The organism is Micromonospora carbonacea, assembly GCF_014205165.1.
GTDB classification, from domain to species: domain Bacteria; phylum Actinomycetota; class Actinomycetes; order Mycobacteriales; family Micromonosporaceae; genus Micromonospora; species Micromonospora carbonacea.
Genome location: NZ_JACHMZ010000001.1, coordinates 5,722,376 through 5,743,339, shown reverse-complemented (window position 1 = coordinate 5,743,339; position 20,964 = coordinate 5,722,376). Strand labels below are relative to the sequence as shown.

The 20,964-nt window shown below is 69.6% G+C and carries 14 protein-coding genes; 5 read left to right on the top strand and 9 right to left on the bottom strand.

Going from position 1 to position 20,964, the window contains the following annotated elements; translation table 11 throughout:
• Nucleotides 1–13: 13 nt before the first annotated feature.
• The 5 genes from HDA31_RS23790 to HDA31_RS33180 all read right to left on the bottom strand — a co-directional run bounded on the left by HDA31_RS23790 (nt 14) and on the right by HDA31_RS33180 (nt 7,944).
• Nucleotides 14–3,082 (bottom strand): C-terminal helicase domain-containing protein, encoded by a 3,069-nt coding sequence (locus tag HDA31_RS23790; RefSeq protein ID WP_178063502.1) that lies wholly within the window; start codon nt 3,080–3,082, stop codon nt 14–16.
• Between the two features lie 23 nt (nt 3,083–3,105).
• Nucleotides 3,106–4,857: a phospholipase D family protein gene (locus HDA31_RS23785; RefSeq protein ID WP_184871974.1), complete on the bottom strand. Its 1,752-nt coding sequence runs from the start codon at nt 4,855–4,857 to the stop codon at nt 3,106–3,108.
• On the bottom strand, nt 4,844–6,079 hold the full coding sequence (locus HDA31_RS23780; protein ID WP_178063504.1) for a DUF6361 family protein: 1,236 nt from the start codon (nt 6,077–6,079) through the stop codon (nt 4,844–4,846). Before HDA31_RS23780 ends, HDA31_RS23785 begins: the two co-directional genes overlap by 14 nt.
• Nucleotides 6,076–6,846 (bottom strand): DUF429 domain-containing protein, encoded by a 771-nt coding sequence (locus HDA31_RS23775; RefSeq protein ID WP_178063505.1) that lies wholly within the window; start codon nt 6,844–6,846, stop codon nt 6,076–6,078. Before HDA31_RS23775 ends, HDA31_RS23780 begins: the two co-directional genes overlap by 4 nt.
• 405 nt (nt 6,847–7,251) lie before the next feature.
• Nucleotides 7,252–7,944, bottom strand: coding sequence for a tyrosine-type recombinase/integrase (locus HDA31_RS33180; protein WP_281370228.1), 693 nt, complete (start codon nt 7,942–7,944; stop codon nt 7,252–7,254).
• Nucleotides 7,945–8,212: 268 nt separating this feature from the next.
• Between HDA31_RS33180 and HDA31_RS23765 the strand changes: the two genes are divergently transcribed.
• A complete protein-coding gene (locus HDA31_RS23765; RefSeq protein ID WP_178063506.1) occupies nt 8,213–9,499 on the top strand; it encodes a ricin-type beta-trefoil lectin domain protein in 1,287 nt (428 codons plus the stop codon).
• 279 nt (nt 9,500–9,778) lie between these two features.
• Here HDA31_RS23765 and HDA31_RS23760 read toward each other — a convergent pair whose 3' ends face one another.
• A complete protein-coding gene (locus HDA31_RS23760) occupies nt 9,779–10,909 on the bottom strand; it encodes a LacI family DNA-binding transcriptional regulator (RefSeq protein WP_178063507.1) in 1,131 nt (376 codons plus the stop codon).
• Nucleotides 10,910–11,473: 564 nt separating this feature from the next.
• Here HDA31_RS23760 and HDA31_RS23755 point away from each other — a divergent pair.
• Complete coding sequence (locus HDA31_RS23755) at nt 11,474–14,182, top strand: RICIN domain-containing protein (RefSeq protein WP_178063508.1); 2,709 nt, start codon at nt 11,474–11,476, stop codon at nt 14,180–14,182.
• A 327-nt stretch (nt 14,183–14,509) separates the two neighbouring features.
• On the opposite strand, the gene HDA31_RS33380 is transcribed toward HDA31_RS23755, so the two are convergent.
• Entirely contained in the window at nt 14,510–15,031 is a 522-nt protein-coding gene (locus HDA31_RS33380; RefSeq protein ID WP_501039832.1) for a hypothetical protein, read from the bottom strand.
• Here HDA31_RS33380 and HDA31_RS32545 point away from each other — a divergent pair.
• On the top strand, nt 15,014–15,235 hold the full coding sequence (locus HDA31_RS32545; RefSeq protein ID WP_246384432.1) for a hypothetical protein: 222 nt from the start codon (nt 15,014–15,016) through the stop codon (nt 15,233–15,235). The two genes, HDA31_RS33380 and HDA31_RS32545, sit on opposite strands and share 18 nt — an antisense overlap.
• Nucleotides 15,236–15,406: 171 nt before the next feature.
• Nucleotides 15,407–17,062 (top strand): ribosomal protection-like ABC-F family protein, encoded by a 1,656-nt coding sequence (abc-f, locus tag HDA31_RS23745; RefSeq protein WP_178063510.1) that lies wholly within the window; start codon nt 15,407–15,409, stop codon nt 17,060–17,062.
• Between the two features lie 44 nt (nt 17,063–17,106).
• Here the strand turns inward: abc-f and HDA31_RS23740 are convergent, their stop codons facing one another.
• Nucleotides 17,107–17,901 (bottom strand): thioesterase II family protein, encoded by a 795-nt coding sequence (locus tag HDA31_RS23740; protein ID WP_246384434.1) that lies wholly within the window; start codon nt 17,899–17,901, stop codon nt 17,107–17,109.
• Nucleotides 17,902–18,007: 106 nt separating this feature from the next.
• Complete coding sequence (locus HDA31_RS23735) at nt 18,008–19,240, bottom strand: cytochrome P450 (protein WP_178063511.1); 1,233 nt, start codon at nt 19,238–19,240, stop codon at nt 18,008–18,010.
• A gap of 503 nt (nt 19,241–19,743) precedes the next feature.
• On the opposite strand from HDA31_RS23735, the gene HDA31_RS23730 reads away from it, so the two are divergent.
• Nucleotides 19,744–20,952, top strand: a complete 1,209-nt coding sequence (locus HDA31_RS23730) for a cytochrome P450 (RefSeq protein WP_178063512.1) — start codon at nt 19,744–19,746, stop codon at nt 20,950–20,952.
• Nucleotides 20,953–20,964 lie beyond the last annotated feature (12 nt).

Here is a 20,964-nt window from a genome sequence, read left to right as displayed (position 1 = left end):
GGCTGCTGGTCTGTCACTCAGGTTTCCTTTCCACAGCCGGTCGCAGGTCCAGGATGTCGGGTGCTCCGGCCGGGTCAGTGGTGCGTCGTCGGAGCAGGTTCAGCAGGTCTTCCTGCCGTGGTTGGCCGAACGCCAGTCGGTATGTCGCCAGGTCCGACTTGAGCCGGTCGAGTTTTGCCTGGTCGCGGCTGAGTGGGTAGGGCAGGACGTGTCGTTCGATCTTCGCCGGCCCGGGAAACACCCAGTACGGCGCGAAGTCGCCCAGTTCCCCGGATTCTGCTCGTGCCGCGTCGTAGAGGGCTTTCCACACGTCCGGTTCGGGCGAGCGCAGGGCCTCCGCACGGTGTGCGGCGGCGACGTTGCGGCGTACGGCGTGTCCGCCGAAGCGGTGGACTCGGCCTTCGCGTTGTTCGAAGTCGACGGGGTTGGCGGGGGTGTTCCAGTGCACGACGGCGGAGCACCACTGGTGGAAGTCGATGCCTTCCTGGCCGGCGCTGGTGGTGGCGACGATGAACGGCCAGAAGGGGCTGTTGAAGGCTCGGCGTACGACTGCTTTGCGGTCTGCCTGGGTTTGTTCTTCGCCGCGGCCGCCGTAGCGCAGCGCGAACCGGCCGGGCAGTTTGATCCGCTCGGCGGGGTGGTGCGGGTTGAAGGCTTCGTAGGTTGACGGTCGGCTGGCGATCGCTTGCCGCGCCTCGTCGGCGAGCCGGTAGAGGTTCTCGTCGTCGAGGCGGGTGTCGGCGGTGCCGCTGCGTAGGGTGTGCAGGTGCTCGTCGAGGACGGCCTGTAGATCACCGGCGGCGCAGTAGCGCAGTACCGCCTGCCAGTAGACCGGGCCCATGGACAGGCTGTCGAGCAGTTGGGCGGATTCAGGCCGGTTGAACAGGGACCGCAGTCCGTTGGCCAGTACCGCCGCGGCGCGCCAGTGCCCGACTGGTGTGACCGCGTCGTCGGGGTGGATCAGTCGGGACAGTGCCCGCCAGGCGATGTTGCCCGGCGCGTGCATGCCGATCGCCGCGACGCTGCCGAGCAGACCGTGGAGATGGTCCGCTGCCGGGTAGCGGGGGTTGCTGGCGAGCTCCCGGGCTCGCTCCACGTGTCGGTCCAGGCCGGTGGCCGTTGCGTCCTCGTCGGCGGAGGTACCCAGGGCGGCAGCGGCGTCGTCGCAGCCGGGGTCGGCGCCGGGCCACCGGAAGACCAGTTCCCACGGCTCGGCTGGGGTCGCTTCGGTGACCGCCGTATCGGTGGAAGCACGAGCGAGCAGCCGCTCCCGCACCTCGCGTTCGAACACGGCCAGCGGCGCGGTCTCGTCCGGTCGCTGCCGGGCCAGGGCCAGCGGGTCGCACAGTGTGGCCAGGGCGGGATGGGGCCAGAAGAGTGCCAGGGCGCTCATGGCCGCTGGGCGGTTGTTCTCGGTGCGGTAGTCGAGGTGCCGGTGTCCCTCCCCATGGCCGCCGAGCCGGCGTTCGGCCTCGTAGCTGAGTAGTCCGGCCACCGCGGTGGGGGTGGCGTTCCAGGAGGAGAACAACAGCCGCTTGGTGATGCCTTCGGCCGCCGCGGTGGCGAACGGTTCGTCGAGCGTGTGGTACGGCAGGGATGGGGGCAGCCACAGCAGTTGCCACCAGCCCCGGTCGACGGTGTCCGCGGCGAGTCGCCGTAGCCGGCCGTTGCCGAGATCGACGGGTTCTCGTCGGTCGATCGTGTCGGCGTCGAGCAGTTGCGCGGTGGCCAGCAGCGCGGTGACGTCGGGGTCCGGCTTGCCGTCGAGTGCTTTTCGGACCTTGTCGCCGAGTTGGTAGCCGTCGAGGAAGTTCAGGAAGTAGGGGGCGGACTTCCAGTACTCGACCGACATCCGTGCGCCGACGGCGTCGGCGACCCGACGCATCGCCACGTAGCCGCGCACGTCACGGGTGTCGAGGTCGTCGGCGAGGTCGAGGTGTTCACTCAGCATCCCGTCCTGGCCCAGCGAGGGCCGTTCGGTGCGGCACATGACCCGCAACAACAGGGCGCGCAGCCGGCCGCGCAGGTCGCCGCAGGGTTCGCCGCGGACCAGGGCGTCCCGGTACGCCTCGAAGGTCTTCGTCACGTCGGCGTGCCAGCACTCGTCGTCGGTGAGGAAGCGCAGGACCTGCCGGAAGTCGCGGTAGTGGTCCTCGCCTGCGCCGGCTTCCTCGGCGAAGGTGAACGGTTTGTATGGGGTGGCCGACAGCAGCAGCACCCGGGCGGCTCGATGGTCGAACAGGTGCCGGGCGAGTTCGGCGCTGTCGCCACCGTTCGGGTCGAGGAGTTCCCGGAAGCGCTGGAACTCGTCGAGGATGACCAGGTCCGGGTCGAGGACCTCGACACCGGCGGTGGCCAGCGCCGTTCGCAGGGCACCGGTGAGCTTGCGGGTCTTCTCCCGCAGCGCGTCGGGCAGGGCGCGGCGTCGACCGATGCCGTCGAGTAGCGCGTCGAACTCGTCGAGCAGGCCGCCGTGGCGGGCACGACGCAGGAATCCCTCGGCGATCGTCGGGTCGACTTCTCCTTGGAGCTGCTCCCAGAGCCTGTTGCACTGATCCTCGAACTTCTCAGGGGTGGCGACGGTCGCCTGCAACGCGCGCAGCGCTGCTCGGGAGCGCCAGCCGCCCCACGAGTGGGCCTGTTCGAGGAGCAGGAAGATCAGCGCCCGCTCCTCCACGGCGCCGGTCCGCCAGCCCTGGTCGAAGGAGGTGCCCGGGGTGAACGCGATCAGATTGATCGGCTTGCCGGTGGTGGCGGTCGCCGCGTTGAGCTTGTGTGCGTGCTTGGCGAGCAGGGTGAGCCGGCTGGACAGGGTGACGGTCTTGTCGGCGGTGACCCGCAGCCGGTCGATGTTCTGCCGGGCGACGTCCTGGTTGGAGCAGACGTAGATGACGTCTACCCGTTCCACGCTGTCGTCGTCCTGCAGCCGTTGCAGGGTTTGGGCGATGACGCCCCGGGCGACGACGCTCTTGCCGAGTCCGGTCTCGTCGGCGACGAGGAACCGGCGGGTCGGGTCGGCACCGAAGTACCGGTCGACGACATGCGCGACGGTGGCGCGCTGGAAGTCTTTCAGGCCGGCCATGACCGGCCCTGCGTCGTACCTCTTCACCGGCCTACCGCCTCTGCGCTCGCGTCCCGTGCCTGGTTGATGACCCGCCACAGCTCGGTGAATCCGGGCGGCAGCAGCCGCCTGCTGTCGCCGTCGGCTTCGATACGGGTGACCAACCGGGCTAGGTCGTCGAGCTGCTCCGGGCGGTCCACGAGAGCGTTGAGCAGCAGTTCGAGGATGCCGGTGCCGCCGGTACGCCAGATGCCCTGCCCGCCGTCGTCGCCGGTCACGGCGGCGGCAGCCTCGGTGCCGAGGCCGAGCATCAACAGCAGGAACCGCAGGAACTTCTCCGGCGTGTCGATCTGCTGGGCGAGGACGTGGTCGAGCCGGTGGGCGGGGTCACCGATCAGGGTGGCGAGGACGACGGTCTGCTCCCGGCCCGTGCCGTCTTCGGCGACCACCAGGACGAACGGGGTGATGTCGGCCAACGCGAGCCCGGCGAACACCGCGGACACCGGCTGGCCCGGAACCAGCGGCACGGCTTCCCCACGGCGGGTGTGCAACTGCGCGGTGATCCGCACGCCCGTCACCTCTGGAACGGCTTCCTGCGAGTCGAGCCGGATCTCGTAGCCGCCGGCTGAGGTCGTGACGGTGGCCGACATGGGTATGGCGGCGATGTCCCGGATGAGATCGCGCAGGAAACCGGTGTCGGGTTCCGGCTCGGTGACGTCCTGGCGTTCGTGCCGTTCGAGGATCTCCCGGAAACCGGCGTCGGGACCGAGGAGGGCGTTGATCCCCCACCGGTTCCGGCTGCCGCCCAGTTCCACCAGCAACTCGACGTTCCCGCCGAACGCCGCCTCGGTGGCGTTCGCCGAGCCGAGCAGGACCCGCGCCTGGTGGCCCTTCTCCACCACGTACACCTTCGCGTGCAGCCCGTGCAGCACCTCCTGACCGGGCGGCGCCTCCTCGGCGGGCAGACCGGCCAAGGCGCTGACCACGAACGCCTCGGAACCGGCCAGGCTCTCCTCGGGCAGACGGTCGAGCGCCTCCTGCCGGCTCACCACCGACAGCGCCCCGCTGGGCGCGCACCGGTTCAGGCCACCCGGCGTGCAGAACGGCGAGATGACCAGGTGCCGCGTCCCCGCAAAATCCGGCGGGCGGCCACCAGGCACCCCCAGGGCGTGAAAGACGATCCCCTGAGCATCCTCAGGTGGTTCCCACTCGGCGCGACGCAGGTCCTCGCACAGCGCCTCGATCGCCGCGTGCCGCGCGGCCGGCAGCGGCGTGACCGCCAGCCGCACCGCATGCCGCAGAAGATCAGCCAGAGGCCGGTTGTCCTTCCTCGGGCGGGTGCCGGGCACGCCATCCAACCGAAGGCACACGTCCCAGCTGCGATCCTTGGTCAGATTGCGGCTGAGCACCAGCAGCCGCAGCGACACCTCTCCCGTCGTGTCGTCGCGGAACCGCAGCGCCCACAGCTTCGGGTGAAACAGGTGACCCGGCTTGGGCCGGTGCACCTGGTGCACCATCGGCTCGACGAACGCCAACAGCGCCGACGCCCCTGACGGCACCACGATCTGCCCCGCCTGACAGAACACATCGATGCGGTCCGCGCAGCGCCGCACACCCTCCATGACCGCGATCGGGTCCGCCGACTCCCGCAGGCCATGCGCGGCGAACGCCAACGGTGCGACCAGCAGGCTCTCCAGATCCAGGGTGAACGTCAACGCCACCGCCCGGCACAACCGCGCCCCCGGCGGTGGGCGCAACGCGTCGAGCAACAGCGCGCGGGAGTCAGGCGCGAGCACCGGCAGCCTCCGAAGGACCAGCAGCGCAACCGTCGTGGATGTCGGCGAGGATCCGGCGAACCTGCGGCCAACGGAACACCAACTGCCGGCTACCCGACGCGCCACTCCACGTACGCAACAACTTGTCGTTGACCAACCGCGACTGGCCCTTCTTCACCGACCGCTCCCGCTCGCCGACGAGATCCCGCAGGGCCGGGTCGCTGGCCGCCTCGCCGGCAGCCCTGCTGGTCACCGCGTCGAGCCACCGCTCGATGAACTGCCGGACCTTGACGTTCGTGCTGATCCGGGGATTCTTCTCGATCAGCCGCGTCCACATCCCCGACCGATCCCAGCCCTTAAGGCTCTGCTCCGTCGACACCCGACCGCTCCATTCCGACAGGCTGTCGCGGTATCGGGCGGCCGGCTCCTCATGCTCGGACAGGCCCGCCCGCTCGTACCGCTCGGCGACGAGCAGGTTGTACAACAGCGCCGCACCATGCATCGCCAGCGAGAAGCGCTGCGCGTCCCGAACCAGGGAACCGATCGGCTCCGGCGCGGCCAGTGCCATCGGCTCGTCCCACGGCGCATCGCCCTCCGACCCAGGGCGATGCGCGGGCTCGAGGAGGTACGCCAGCAGGGTGCCGGGCACCGCGGCGATGATCCGCTCGCGCAGCCAACGGGCCTCGTCTGGGAGTAGCCTCAGCCCGCCCTCGACCTTCTGTGGAAAGTTCGGCGGTGCCCCGGGCAGGGTCGGATGCCAGCTGCCGCGCGACCGGTCGGTCAGCTCATCAGCCTCGGCCAGCCGGGATACCAGCCGTCGGTCCGGTGCCGTGTCATCCTCACCGCTGCGGATGCCGTACTCCTCGAGAGCAACGGCGTAGATGTTCGAGGGCAGGGTGCGGACCCCGACTCCGGCACGCCTGCCGATCATGCCCTCCGTGTCGCTGCCACGCAGCAGAGCGGCGATCACCTTCCGCTCGTTGCGGTCGACCCGCGCGGCGAGGCGGTCACCACGTAGCCCACGCTTCTGCGCCTCCTGGTAGCACCAGGGCACGATCAACAGATAACGTGCCCGGTTCTGCAGGACCGACGTGCCGGGAAACAGCAGGTCGCTGAACGCGTCGCGGACCTGACCGATGCCCAGCTCGTCCCGGCTCTCCGTGTCGCTGAAGAGCTTGAGCAACTCGCGCATGCGCTGCTGATCCTCGCGAGAAGTGTCCAGCCAACTCAGCCCCGAGGTCATGAGCGCCTCCCGCCTGCTCCGGTGCCGCCGACAAGGTCGCTGAGCGGCCCCGTGGGCAGGGCGATCCAGCCCTCGACCCCTGCGACCTGCCGCTGCTCGTCGTCGGGTCGGGTCGCCCTGCCTATGGCGGCGGCACGTGCGTTGAGGGCCGCGATGACCGCGTCGAAGGCGTCGTGGCTGCGGCGACACAGCGCCTCGGAAGCACCCAGCTCGAGCCAGGGTGCGGCCGCGCAGAGCGCGGTCACGAGGTCGGCATGCTGCGTCTTCTGGCCCCGCCCCTTGTAACCGCGATACGTCAGACCCCAGCGGCACAGGGCCGCAGCCGGGTAGACCTCGACGAGTTTGCCGTCGCCGCAACGGTCGACGTCCTGGCCGGCGGCGGCCAGCATCGCCAACAGCCCGGCGCACCGGAAAGCGGCATGAGCGATGCGGTCCGCGGCCACACTGAGCGGAATGATGCCGGTCGTCTCGCGTACCACCTCGTCGGTCAACCGGTAGGCCAGACGACGCCGCCACCGCGCAGCATCGCCGTCATCGACGGAGACGTGGCCGGACCGGTGGGCCGTGACGAGCGCGACGAAGGGTTCCGACCAGCCGAGTGGGCAGTCCAGCCCGACCTTGTCCGCGTCCTGGCTGGCCTTGACGATCTGGGCGTCGCTGACGCCGAGGGCCACGTCTCGCACCACTGCGCGGTCCGACAGCCATTCGATGGTCGCCATCGCCGTACGTTTGTCCGCCGCTGCGAGGTCGACGCCGAGGGTCAGCACCGCAACACTCTAGGTGCCGCCCTTGCGTCGAGACATGGCTCGACCGACTGTCGTTGTAGGACGTTCAGGTACGCGTGACCCCCGGATCGGTGAGTGAGAGTGGGCCCAGTCCGTGTGAGTGGTTCTGCGCGAGCATGGCCCAGGGCCTACCGTGATCCGTGGCCAGCTGGTTGTCATGATCCATGCGGTGTCTCCGTGGGTGCTCGCGCGCGATGGGACGGGGCCAGCGCGCGATGGACTGGGTCGGACGCCGTCCCGTAAAGCTGGGGCCTGACCGCGAACAGATGGACTCACGCGCCGCGGTAGGACCGGATGACTCGACCAAGATCAACCTCTTAATCCGCGGGTTCGGGGTTCGAGTCCCTGGCGGCGCACCACCTCTGATCAGGCCGCATAGCCATCTGGCTATGCGGCCTTGATCTTTGGGTGTCGCTTGGGTGTCATGTGGGCGCGGCCAGCCCCTGGGTGGGGCTCGCGCCGGATTCTGTTTCCTGGCAACGGTTTGGGCCGTCGGGCGGTGGGTGTTGCTGCGGTTCGTGGGTGTCGGGTGGGTGTCCGGTGCTTGCGGCCGGGGACGCGGGCTGCGGCGGCCAGGACGAGGCGGGCGGTGGCTTCGGCGACGGTGAGGTGCAGGTCGAGTAGGGCGCTGGTGTAGGTGTCGGCGGTGAGCACGGTGCTGGTGTGACCGAGCTGCTCCTGAACGGTCTTGAGGTCGGCGCCGGCGCAGTGGGCGAGGGTGGCCGCGCCGTGGCGCAGGTCGTGCAGGCGGACGGGTGGGAGAGCGGAGTCGGTCACGAGGCGGCGGAAGCGGCGGGTCAGGTAGTCCGGGTGTAGCGGCTGCCCGTCCGGTTGTGCGAAGACGTAGCCGGAGTCGGTCCAGTCGCCTGCGTGCTCTGTCTGCTCGGTGAGTTGTCGGCCTGCTCGGTGAGTTGTCGGCGGCGGTGGTGGCGCAGGATGGTGGCGGTGGTGTGGTCCAGGGCGATGGTGCGGCGGCTGGCGGCGGTCTTGGGTGGGCAGACGGTGACGGTCTGGCCGTAGGCGATGCGTTGCTGGTCGATGGCCCGCAGCAGCAGGGACTTGACGGACGTCGTACGTCATACGATTATAGGCGTCGATATATGCCCGCCCGCGTCCCGTCCGGAGGGTCGAGATGACACCGGGCCGGTCGACGTCTGCGGCCGCCGCTTCGACCGCCGTCCTGTGCTGACGTCGGCGCTTCGGTGACGCCTGCACCTCCAGCCGGGTGTGGCTCAAGTAGCGGTCGCTGGCTTGACACCCGAGCCGGACGGCGGCTTCCCCGTAAGGAGACGACTCTGTGTCACCTCGCAAACGCTCGGCCCCCTGGATAGGGGCGATCCTGGCCGCCATGGTCCTGGCCACGGTCGGCGCGTACGTCGTCACGAACGCGACACCGGCCGCCGCGGCCGTCACCGCCGGCTGCGGCAAGGCCCCGGGGCTGAACAGCGGCACCCACACCATCCAGAGCGGCGGCAAGAGCCGCAGCTTCATCCTTCGGCTTCCCGACAGCTACAACAACACCTACCCGCACCGGCTGGCCTTCGGGTTCCACTGGTTGGGTGGCACCGCCAGCGCCGTCGCCTCGGGTGGAACCGACGGCTACGCCTGGGCCTACTACGGCATGCTGTCGCAGTCGAACAACAGCACGATCTTCGTCGCCCCACAGGGCATCAACAACGGCTGGGCCAACATCAACGGCGAGGACGTGACCTTCACCGACGACATGATCCGCATGATCGATAACGCACTCTGCGTCGACACCACGCAACGCTTCTCGGTCGGGTTCAGCTACGGCGGCGCGATGAGCTACTCGTTGGCGTGTTCCCGGCCGACGGTGTTCCGCGCGGTCGCGGCCATCGCCGCCCCCAGAGAGATCAGTGGCTGCAGCGGCGGGACCCAGCCCGTGGCGTACCTGGGAATCCACGGAATCAGCGACAACATCCAGAGCGGCCGGTCACTGCGCGACAGGTGGCTCAGAAACAACGGTTGCGCTGCGCAGAACGCCCCCGAGCCCGCGCGGGGCAGCCTGACCCACATCATCACCACCTACTCGTGTCGGGCCGGCTATCCAGTGGTCTGGGCCCCGTTCGACGGCGGCCACCAGCAGGGTCCGGTGGACGGATGTGCCGGCTGTGAGAGCGGCGCGCGAAGCTGGGTCAAGCCCGAGGTGTGGCGGTTCTTCACCCAGTTCGGGTCGACCCCGCCGCCCACCACCACCCCGCCGACCACGCCCCCGGCTGGCCAGGCGAACGTGATGATCGCGGGTGGGCAGTCGAGCCGTTGCATCGACGTCGCCAACTCCAGCACGAGCAACGGCACCCGGGTGCAGCTGTGGGACTGCCACGGCAACAACAACCAGCGCTGGACCCACACCGCCAACCGCACCCTGACCGTCTACGGCAACAAGTGCCTGGACGCCAGCGGGTCGGGCACCAGCAACGGCACCGTCGTCCACATCTGGGACTGTCACGGCGGTGCGAACCAGCAGTGGAACCTGAACAGCAACGGGACCATCACCTCCGTCCAGTCGGGACTCTGTCTGGACGCCGTCGGCGCCGGCACCGCCAACGGGACGCAACTCAACCTGTGGGCGTGCAACGGAGGCGGCAACCAGCAATGGGCCACCCGCAGCTGACAGTCCGACAACCCCGTACCACCATGGCACGGCGGTGAGGCGGGGTGGCGGCCAGTTCCCTCGGCCGCCACCCCGCCGGGCCGGGATTACAACAGGGTGATGGGGCCATGGTGAACTCCCGTCAAAAGGGCAGGGGGACCGGCGCGTCGGGCAACGGAGTACTGGGTACAGGGGGTATCGAGAGAGGTGCGCGTCCGCGCGGGTGCTACCGCCGCTCGTCGGCGACGGCCATGCGGGCCTCGGGTGACGTGCCGCCGTAGGTGGACAGATCGACGTTGATCAGGGCTGGGTGGATGGGACTTCGCTGCCGGCGGGCTGACCGTGCGGGCCATCGTGGGCATGGGGGATCGCTCGGCGGCCGCGTCCCGGGATCGGCAGGGGCGGTGGTGGCGCCGTCGAGGCGCGGACGACGAGCTCGACCGGTTGGTCGGCCGCCGGTGGAAGCTCGACGTCCGGCTTCTCGATGACCTGTACCAGCAGCGCGAGACCCTGCCGCGCGACCTCGTCGAACGGCTGCCGCACGGTGGTGAGCGGGGGAGTGACGTAGGCGGCGACCGGGATGTCGTCGAACCCGACGACGCTGATGTCCTCGGGCACCCGGCGCCCGGCCTCGAGCTGCGCGCGGATGAGACCGATCGCCATGTCGTCGTTCGCGGCGAACACCGCGGTCACGGTGCCGTCGCCGGCCAGTTCCCGGCCCGCCGCGTAGCCGGACGCGGCCGACCAGTCGCCCTCGACGACCGGCGGTTCGTCCGCGCCGTGGGCTCGCAGCGCCTCGCGCCAGCCGGCGAGACGGTCCCGTGCCGAGTACCACCGCTGCGGGCCGGCCAGGTGATGGACGGTCGCGTGCCCCAACTCCAGCAGGTGCTCGGTCGCGGCCCGCGCCAGCCGGCCCGCGCCGACCCTGGCGGTCACCACCTGCGGCGCGGCGAAGGTGGGCGGCGCGCCGAGGACCAGGACCGGCGCGTCCACGCTGATGAGGCCGACGCCCTCGTCGATCGGCTCGGAGATGACGACGCCGTCCACGCCCTGGTCCAGCAGCGATGCCAGGGCGCTCGCGATGCCGCCCGGGTCGCCCTCGATCGTGGTGGCCACCCGCAGCGTGTAGCCCACCTCCCGGACCGCCCGCTCGATGCCGATGAGCCACGACGCCGGCCCGTACAAGGCGCTGCGGAGCGTCACCACGCCGATCGACCGGGTCCGCCCGGAGGCCAGCGCCCGGGCCGCCTGGTTGCGTCGGTAGCCAAGCTCCTCGGCGGCGTCCAGGACCCGCCGGCGCACGTCGGCCGAGACATACGGCTCGTCGTTGAGGACCCTGGACACCGTCTTCTGGGAGACGCCGGCCAGCCGCGCGACGTCCACGCTGCGCGGCGTCGGAGGACTTCCACCCGGCCTCGCCAGTCGTGTCATGGCACCTCCCATCGCCGGCCATGGTTATGTATGATTGCGCTGTCATGTCTGCGCAGTCAGACACTCGCCATCAAGATCCCGTAACCCGCCTGTGCTGCTGGCGAAGCACGTTCCTTGCCAACACCCTAACCCCAGTTTCGAACCGAACGGGCCGGGCCAGGCCGCCCGCCGACTTCGCCGAGGACGGTAGTGCTGTCCACGCCTTCGACGTGTCGCGCGGCCGGGCCCCGCAGGGGCGAATCGATTCGCTGATCGGTCGGCGCCGCGTCGGTGAGCCGGCGACACGGAATGCCTGAGCGCGATGCTCTGGCACTTCGGAAGGGTCGTACTCATCGGCGGCCGCTTGAAGCCTGCGAGGCGTCAGGAGCAGGAAGTAACCGTCTTGAAACCTTGACTTCACGCGCGATAGGCCCATTAATACATATTTATGTATCCGGGCCGTAGCCACCCTTTCGGGGTGGTCGGCGACGCCGGCAGGTTCGTCGAATCGGTTCGAGTTTCGGCCTTGAGGCTGCGCCCTGAACCGGTGTTGCGGAGCTGGCGGACGAGTCACAGGAGGTTGCCGTGCATCGTACGAACGCCCGCTGGGGTGGCCGATTGTCGGCGTCGGCCAGAGGGCTTGCCGCGACCGTGGCGCTCGGCCTGACCCTGACGCTGGGCGGCCTGCCCCTGGCGAACCCCCGGTCGGCCCTGGCCGCGCCGGGCGCGACGGGGGCTGTGGCCGCCGCCGGTGTTGCCGGTGTGGCCGCCGGGAACGCCGCGATCGCCTCGGTCGACCTGAGCGGGACCTGGGGTTTCACGCCCGCGGGCCGGGCGGCGACCACGATCGCGGTGCCTGGTGGCGGCTGGTACAAACAGGGCTTCACCACCGTGAACGAGGCGGTGTACTCGCGCAGCATCACCGTGCCGGACTCGGGGCAGCCGCAGTCGACCTGGATCGAGTTCGGCGCCGTCAACCACCAGGCGACACTGTCGGTCGACGGCCGGGTGGTCGCCACCCAGACGACGGCGTTCACCCCGTCGAACTTCGACATCAGCGCCTACGCGGCGCCCGGCACCACCCACACGATCACGGTGAACGTGAAGGGCCGCGGCGCGTTGAAGGCATCCAACGGCCGGTACCTGGTGCCCGACGCCGCCACGTGGTCCGAGGCGGTACCGCAGGGGATCTTCGGGTCCGCGTTCCTGCGGGTGTACCCGGCGGTGTACGTCAGCGACACATTCGTGCGTACGTCGGTGGCGAACAAGACGCTGACCTACGACCTGACGGTGCGGAACACGTCGGGCAGTCCCCGGTCGGTGACGTTGACCGGGTCGCTGTCGTCCAAGAACGGAACGGCTTTCAGCTACCCGGAACTGCCCAGCCGTACGGTCACCGTGGCGGCCCGCTCGACCGTGACCGTGACCGTCGGGCCGGTCGCGTGGAACCTCGACAGCACCTCGTACTGGTGGCCCAACGTGCCGTACCGGTCGGGGTACCGGGCGCAGCTGCACGGGCTGACGGTGCATGCCGTCACCGACGACGGCCGGACGAGCGACGCCGAGTACCGGTTCGGGTTCCGGGAGGCCACCCAGAACGGTGACTACTACTACCTCAACGGCGTGCGCGTGAACTTCCGCGGCGACAACCTCCAGGGTGCCGACTATGACCGGATCAACAACGGCGGCAAGGGCGACGCGTACCACACCCTGCCCGGCTTCCTGCCCCCGTCGTCCGGCAACGGCGGCTGGCCGCAGGCGGTGGACAACTACCAGCGGCTGAACTACAACGTGGTGCGCATCCACCAGGAGCCCGGGAGCCCGTACATGTTGGATGTCGCCGACGAGATGGGCTTGATGATCATCGACGAGGTCGCGATTCGCGGCTCCCAATCCTCGCAGGAGTGGAAGGAATCCGTCGGGCACGACAACATGGTCAACCACGCCCGTGCGCTGGTCCTGCGCGACCGCAACCACCCCGCGATCATCCGCTGGAGTCAGAACAACGAGCCGAACCAGAGCGGCCAGGATTCCGAACAGTTCGAGAAGGAGCTGTACGCGGCGATGAACGGCGCCGACGGCACCCGGCCGATCATTGTCGAGGTGGGCGTCGGCGGGAATGTCAGCCTGTATCCCGGGATGACGTACGCCAACTTCGCGGTGATCCCGCACTACGTCGACGGCTTCGGCAGGTACGGGGAGGGCCTGATCACCGTGAATGGGCGGCCCGACGGCGAGGGCGAGTACATCTGGCCGGCATGCAACAACAAGCAGGGCTTCGAGTGGTTCGCCACGGCAACCCTGGCCAAGCGCGGCAAGGGCGCCACCGACCTGCGCCCGTACACGCTGCTGTCCGCCTGGGCCAGCGTCGTGCCCGGCGTGCGGACCACCGACTTCACCCCGGAGGAGGGTGGTCACCCCATCTACGGCGTGGACAACCTGCCCGACCCGTGGGGCAACCCGCAGATCCAGCGCGTGCAGGCGGCGTTCAACCCGGTGGCCGCGGTCGACCTCCCCTACTGGTCCGCCTCCGGCAACTCGGACTCGAACGGCACCTTCCCGCTGCCGCAGGCGGTGCCCAGCTACGCCCGCAACGCCACGGTGACCCGCACCATCACCGTGTTCAACGACGACTTCGTCGACACCTCGGTGGGCTTCACCTGGACCGCACGGCTCGACAGCCCGACCGGCGCGGTCGTCGCGTCCGGCAACACGACCCTGACCGTCCCGCTCGGCTCACGGGTCACCCAACCGGTAACCTTCACCACCCCCGCCACCGGCAGCCGCGTGTACCTGCAACTGTCGACCACCAAAGCCGGCAGCACCGTCTTCACCGACGCGGTCGAATACTTCAACCTCAGCGGAGGCAGCGGAACCGGACCCACTCCCGGCACCTACCGCATCGTCAACCGCAACAGCGGAAAGCCCCTCGCCATCGCCGGCAACTCCACCGCCGACGGCGCCAAGACGATCCAGCAGAGCGGCACCCCCACCTGGACGATCAGCGCCACACAGGACGCCTACACCCTGCGCTACACCACCTCCGGAAAGGTGCTCGACGTCAACGGCGGCAGCACCACCCAGGGCCTGCAACTACAGCAGTGGTCGGCCAACGGCGGCACCAACCAGATGTGGTACCTGCGGCCCACCGGCGACGGCTACTACACCATCGTCAGCCGCGGCAGCGGACTGGCAGCCGACGTCTACGGCGCCTCGACCAGCGACGGAGCGCAGGTCGTACAGTGGACCGCCACCGGCGGCACCAACCAACAGTGGCAGTTCGTACCCGCCTGACCAGCACCAAAGGCGAGTTGGCAAGTCCGACCGCCGGTAACGGACTGCCGATTGTCGCGCCGACTCGGGGGTGCGGTTTGTACGCCCGAGTCGGCCACGATCCGATCGCGGTGGGACACGGGCTACCGATCCGGACAGGCGCCAGCCTGGTCCGCTCGCTACCCGTACGTGAGCCAGGCCCAGGGCATCGCGGCTCGGTGCATGGACTCTAGGTGCCGTCCATGTACTGAGGCGTGGCTCGACCGGCCGTCGTTGTAGGACGTTCAGTATGCGTCGCCGGCTGATCGGAGACCCGGAGCGGACCATGTCCATGTGAGTGGTTCTGCGTCACCATGGTTCGGGGTCGACCGTGACCCGATGGCCGGCTGGCGGTTGATCATCCACGCGGCGTCTCACGGGGTGCTCCGTGGGTGCTCTGGCGCGATGGACGGGGCCGGCACGCGATGGACTGGGCCGGACGCCGTCCCGCTGAAGCTGGGGCCCGACCGCGAACAGATGGACTCCCGCGACCCCTAGGAGTAGCGAGTCGACCAATGTCAATCTCTTGATCCGCGGGTTCGGGGTTCGAGTCCCTGGCGGCGCACCACCGAAAAGGCTCTGACCTGGGGTTCCACCCCGGGTCGGGGCCTTTCTCGTTTCCGTGCCGATGGTCCGGTGCTCGGTGGGTGCTCGGGAGCCGTTGGGTCCGGTCGCGGTGAACTGCCGCTGGACCAGGTCCGGCGCGGTCGCGGTGGACGCGGCCTTGCGGCGGCCCTCACCGCGCCGTCGGCGGTGGGCGCCTTCGATACCGGCCAGCCGCATCGGCCTTGCTACCGACTTGCGGTTCCACCGGTGCCCGCGTTCGTGCAGCTCGGCCGTGAGCCGTCGGGCTCCATGGACACCGCGGTGCTCTGGCCATGCTTGCTGGGTGATCTCGACGCGCTGCCGGTCGTGGCGTTCCCGCTCGTGGGCACGACGGCGTCCCTGTCGCAGCCAGTCGTAGAAGGCGCTGTGGCCGACGCCGAGGAGCCGGCAGAGCAGACGGACCGGGTAGGTGGACTTCCCCGCGTCTGACTGACCCAGGTCGGCGGGCGGTGGCGTCGAGCCGGTCAGCCAGGTGGGTATGCCGACCACATGGTTGACTGGGGTGGAAATCGGACATTGGTGCGGGGAGCTCCCTAAGATGATTCCCTCCCGAGAGTCCGCGACCGTTCGGACGTGCCAGTTCCGACACAGGAGGCCCCCTTGCGGAACAGCCCGCCGCCAGCCCATTCGCAGCTCGTCCTGAGCGAGGTCACGAAGCACTACGCCGAGCGGGTCGTCCTGGACCGCGTTTCGCTCACCGTCAAGCCGGGGGAGCGGGTCGGCGTCATCGGCGAGAACGGGTCGGGGAAGTCGACCCTGCTGCGGCTCGTCGCGGGGCTGGAGACGCCGGACAACGGCGAGTTGACCGTCTCGGCGCCCGGGGGCATCGGCTATCTCGCCCAGCGGCTTCGGCTGCCGGCCGGCGGCAGCACCGTACGGGATGTGGTGGACCACACGCTCGCCGACCTGCGAGACCTGGAGGCGCGGTTGCGCGCCGCCGAGGCGGACCTGGCCACCGCCACGCCCGAGCAGTTGGACGCCTACGGCACGCTGCTCACTGTGTTCGAGGCCCGCGGCGGCTACCAGGCCGACGCCCGGGTGGACGCCGCCCTGCACGGTCTCGGCCTGGCCGAGCTCGACCGCGATCGCGACGTCGACACGCTCTCCGGCGGGGAACGGTCCCGGCTCGCGCTCGCCGCGACCCTGGCCGCCGCGCCGGAACTGCTGCTGCTCGACGAGCCCACCAACGACCTCGACATCGAGGCCGTGGAGTGGCTGGAGGATCACCTGCGGTCGCACCGGGGCACCGTCGTCGTGGTCACTCACGACCGGGTGTTCCTGGAGTCGGTCACGTCCACCATCCTCGAGGTCGACACCGACACCCGGGCCGTGCACCGGTACGGCGACGGCTATGCCAGCTACCTGCGGGCCAAGGCCGCCCTCCGGGAGAGCCGGGAGCGCGCGTACGCGGAATGGGTGGCCGAGGTCGAGCGGCAGTCCCAACTCGCGGAGCGGGCCGGGACGATGCTCCGGTCGATCTCCCGCAAGGGACCGGCTGCGTTCAGCGGGGCCGGTGCCCACCGCTCCCGGTCGTCGTCGACGGCGACGTCACGCAAGGCCCGCAACGCCAACGAGCGGCTTCGCCGGCTGCGGGAGAATCCGGTACCGCGACCCGCCGACCCGTTGCGCTTCACCGCGTCGGTCGCCCCGGATGCCACGGACGCCGATACCCGCCGCGTCGAGTTGACCGACGTCCGGGTGGGCCGCCGCCTGCACGTGCCCGAGCTGACCATCGGACCCGCCGAACGGTTGCTGGTGACCGGACCCAACGGCGCGGGTAAGAGCACCCTGATGCGGGTGCTCGCCGGGGAACTCGTGCCCGACGGCGGAACGGTGCGGCTGCCGGCTCGGATCGGCCACCTGCGTCAGGACGTGACGGTCGGGCAGCCCGGGCGCTCTCTGCTGGAGACGTACGCGTCGGGTCGGCCGGGGCATCCCGAGGAGTACGCGGAGGAGTTGCTCGCCCGCGGTCTGTTCCGGCCCGATGACCTGCGCATGCCGGTCGGGACGCTCTCCGTCGGGCAGCGCCGCCGGATCGACCTGGCCCGGCTGGTCGCCCGCCCGGCCGACCTGCTGCTGTTGGACGAGCCCACCAACCACTTCGCGCCCCTGCTCGTGGAGGAGCTGGAACAGGCGCTGGACGGCTACGCCGGAGCGCTGGTCGTGGTGACGCACGACCGGCGGATGCGGAGCACCTTCACCGGGGCTCGGCTGGAACTGCACCAGGGCGTGGCCACCGGGGCGAGCCGGGCCTGACGAGCCGCCCGGGGTGCCGTGGCGCGCCCGGGACGGTGGGGATCTCAGCCGGGGTCGGCACCCGGCACCGCCGTGAGGGCGGTCGTGGACACCGCTGCGAGGGTGGTCGTGACCTCGGCGCACACAGCGTCGAGCTGATCGTTGAGATAGAAGTGCCCGCCCGGGAACGTGCGGACCATCGTGGCCGCTGCGGTCACCTCGGCCCACGCCGCGGCCTCGTCGGTGGTGACGTGGGTGTCGGCGGCCCCGGCGAGTACGGTGACCGGGCAACGCAGCCTGGGCCCTGGCCGGTATTCGTAGGCGGCGGCGGCCCGGTAGTCGTTGCGGATGGCGGGGAGGAGCATGTCCAGCAGTTCCCTGTCGTCCAGGAGGCTGGAATCGGTGCCCTGGAGCCGGCGGATCTCGTCGATCAGCTCGTCGTCAAACCGGTAGAACCGGTCCCGCCGCCCGACGGACGGGCTACGGCGGCCGGAGGCGAAGAGGTGCACGAGCCGATCGGCGTCGGCCGGTGGGAGCCGGCGGGCGGCCTCGAAGGCCACCGTGGCGCCCATGCTGTGACCGAAGAAGGCCACCGGTCGGTCCGCCCAGGCGAGCAGTGCGGGCAGGAGCCCGTCCACCAGGGCGTCGACGGACTCGATCAAGGGTTCGCCGCGGCGGTCCTGCCGGCCCGGGTACTGGACCGCCAGCACGTCCACGTCGGCGGCGAGCCGGCGGGCGAACGGCAGGTACGCGCTGGCCGCGCCCCCGGCGTGCGGGAAGCAGAACAGCCGGACGGCGGGGTCGTTGACGGGCCGGTAGCGGCGTAGCCACAGCTCGGACGGATCGGCGGACGGGGACATGGTGATCTGCGCTCCTCGGTCTGCTCGACGTTCCGGTGTCGGTCCCCACCCCCGCGCCGAAGACGGCCATGATGTCGCGCACGGCGGCCGTCACCGGCTCGACGTCTTACTTCGGGTGCCGTCCGTCGCGTACCACCTGGACGGGGAGGCGTCGCGCGGTGAGCTGGTCGGCGTCGTAGAACTCGACCCCGACGTGGTCGATCCGGAACTCGGTGAACTGGTCGAGCGTCTGGTTGAGGAAGACCTTCGCCTCCAGCCTGGCCAGGAACGCGCCCAGGCAGTGGTGGATGCCGTGGCCGAACGCCAGGTGCTTGTTCGACTCGCGTCGGATGTCGAAGGTGTCCGGGTCCGTGAACACCTCGGTGTCGCGGTTCGCGGAGGCGATCCAGGCGATCACCATCTGGCCCTTGCGCATGGGGTGGCCGAGGATGTCGGTGTCCTCGTTCAGGATCCGGAAGATGCAGTTGAACGGGGACCGGTAGCGCAGCGTCTCCTCGATCACGCCCGGCACGAGGCTGCGGTCGGCGCGGACCGCGGCCTGTGCCTGCGGGTGCTCCTCCAGCACCAGGAACAGGTTGCTGAGCAGCGTGGCGCTGGAGATGTGCCCGGCGGTGAGCAGCAGCGCGACGATGTTGACGACTTCCTCGTCGGTCAGCTTGCGCCCGTCGACCTCCGCCGCACAGAGGCCGCTGATCAGGTCGTCCTTCGGTTCGGCGCGCTTGTGGGCGATCTGGGCGTACAGGAATTCGGACCACTCCTCGATGGCGGGGCCCACCGTCTCGGTGAAGTCGTCCGGGAGGTTGGGATACTCCAGCCCTTCGTTGCTGAGGATGATGTCCACCCACTCGCGGAACTTCTCGTGATCCTTGGTGGGAATGCCGAGCAGCTCGGCGATGACCGTCACCGGCAGCGGGTACGCGAGGTCGCTGGCGATGTCGATCCGGTCCTGGTCGCGTACCTGGTCGAGCACGTCGGCGGTGATCTGCCCGATCCGCAGCTCCATCTGGGCGATCCGGCGGGGGGTGAACGCCTGGCTCACCAGCTTGCGCAGCGGCGCGTGCCGCGGCGGGTCGATGCCGCCGATGGTGCCGGGGCCCATCAGCAGGGCCAGCTCCGACGGTACGGGAAAGACCGAGGTGAAGTCCGACGAGAAGATCAGCGGGTTGGTGGTCACGGTCTGGTAGTCCCGGTAGGAGAACACGTGCCAGGCCTGACGGGTCTCGTCCCAGGAGACGGGCCAGTTCTTCCGCATGTACGCGAACCAGTCCAGCAGCCCCTGGGCGTCGGCGCCCTTGGGCAGGTCGATCGGTCCCGCCGGGGCGTTCGGGGTCTGCGTCATGGTGTGCTCATCTCCTCGGTGGTCTCGGCCGTCGGGCCGAAGGGAAAGAGAACCTTGGTTCGCGAGGGCGTCCGGTCGGGGAGGGGATCTTCCGGGCTGGCGCTGTCACCTGCGGCCTGCTCGGTCGCCTCGCCGGCATTGACGGTTGTGCTGGGCGGCGAGTCAGCGCTGTGGCGGCGGGCAGGGCGGGCCCTGCACTTCTCCGGGGCGTCGTAATCTTCGGTCCGAATCGTGATGGCCGCAAGGCCGGACCTGACATAGTGCTGTCTGCAACGCTCGGAGCACCCGTTTTATCAGTTGATTGCGGTCATTTTTGTCGACGATCAGGGCGGTTCTATATCGAGACTTGACATAGTCTTCTACGGATTCGTGACAATGATCATCGATCGGTGTTGGCTGAATCGACGAAAGGGGCGTGCTGTTCGAGGGGGCGTTGCCAAGATCAATGCAAAACCGCATCCTTGATCAATGCGGAACCGCACCCTGCCTGGAAGAGAGCTGCCATGGAGCATCCAGTAACGGCCGGGTCCTGCAGGTTCTACCCCTTCAGTGACCGTACCGACCTGAATATCGATCCCACGTACGGCGAACTGCGCTCGAAAGAGCCGGTCGCCCGCGTCCGCATGCCCTACGGCGGGGACGCCTGGCTGGTCACCCGGCACGCCGACGCCAAGAAGGCCCTCTCTGACCCCCGACTCAGCATTGCAGCCGGAGCCGGGCGGGACGTGCCGCGCGCCTCCCCCCGTCTCCAGGAACCCGACGGTCTGATGGGTCTTCCCCCCGACGCGCACGCCCGACTGCGCAGGCTCGTCGCCACGGCGTTCACGCCGAAGCGCGTACGGGACATCGCCCCGCGCGTCGTCCAGCTCGCCGACAAGCTTCTCGACGACGTGGTCGAAACCGGGCCGCCGGCCGACCTCGTGCAGCAGCTCGCGCTTCCCCTGCCGGTGATGATCATCTGCGAGATGATGGGCATCGGGTACGACGAGCAGCACCTGTTCCGTGCCTTCAGCGATGCCCTGATGTCCTCCACCCGATACACGGCCGACCAGGTCGACCGCGCGGTAGAGGACTTCGTCGAGTACCTCGGCGGCCTCCTCGCGCAGCGCCGTGCACACCGCACCGACGACCTCCTCGGCGCCCTGGTCGAGGCGCGAGACGACGGCGATCGGCTGACCGAGGACGAACTCGTCATGCTCACCGGCGGCCTGCTCGTCGGCGGCCACGAGACGACCGCCAGCCAGATCGCCTCGCAGATCTTCCTCCTGCTGCGCGACCGGACCAGGTACGAGCAACTCCATGCCCGTCCGGAGTTGATCCCCACGGCAGTCGAGGAACTGCTGCGGGTGGCCCCGCTCTGGGCCTCGGTCGGCCCCACCCGCATCGCCACCGAGGACCTGGAACTCAACGGGACGACCATCCGGGCCGGCGACGCCGTCGTCTTCTCGCTGGCGTCCGCCAATCAGGACGACGACGTCTTCGCGAATGCCGCAGACGTCGTGCTCGACCGCGACCCGAATCCGCACATCGCCTTCGGGCACGGGCCCCATTACTGCATCGGGGCGTCACTGGCCAGACTGGAAATACAGGCCGCCATCGGCGCCTTGGCCAGGCGGCTTCCCGGTCTCCGCCTGGCCGTCGAGGAAAACGAACTTGATTGGAACAAGGGAATGATGGTACGCAGCCTCGTGTCCCTTCCGGTGACGTGGTGACCCGGCCCGGGC

Coding starts and splice junctions, on each gene's coding strand:
- HDA31_RS33180 (WP_281370228.1), bottom strand. CDS start 7,944: ATGACGTACGACGTCCGTCAAGTCCCTGCTGCTGCGGGCCATCGACCA.
- HDA31_RS23765 (WP_178063506.1), top strand. CDS start 8,213: ATGGTCCTGGCCACGGTCGGCGCGTACGTCGTCACGAACGCGACACCG.
- HDA31_RS23735 (WP_178063511.1), bottom strand. CDS start 19,240: ATGACGCAGACCCCGAACGCCCCGGCGGGACCGATCGACCTGCCCAAG.
- HDA31_RS23730 (WP_178063512.1), top strand. CDS start 19,744: ATGGAGCATCCAGTAACGGCCGGGTCCTGCAGGTTCTACCCCTTCAGT.
- HDA31_RS23740 (WP_246384434.1), bottom strand. CDS start 17,901: ATGTCCCCGTCCGCCGATCCGTCCGAGCTGTGGCTACGCCGCTACCGG.
- HDA31_RS23760 (WP_178063507.1), bottom strand. CDS start 10,909: ATGACACGACTGGCGAGGCCGGGTGGAAGTCCTCCGACGCCGCGCAGC.
- HDA31_RS23780 (WP_178063504.1), bottom strand. CDS start 6,079: ATGACCTCGGGGCTGAGTTGGCTGGACACTTCTCGCGAGGATCAGCAG.
- HDA31_RS23790 (WP_178063502.1), bottom strand. CDS start 3,082: ATGGCCGGCCTGAAAGACTTCCAGCGCGCCACCGTCGCGCATGTCGTC.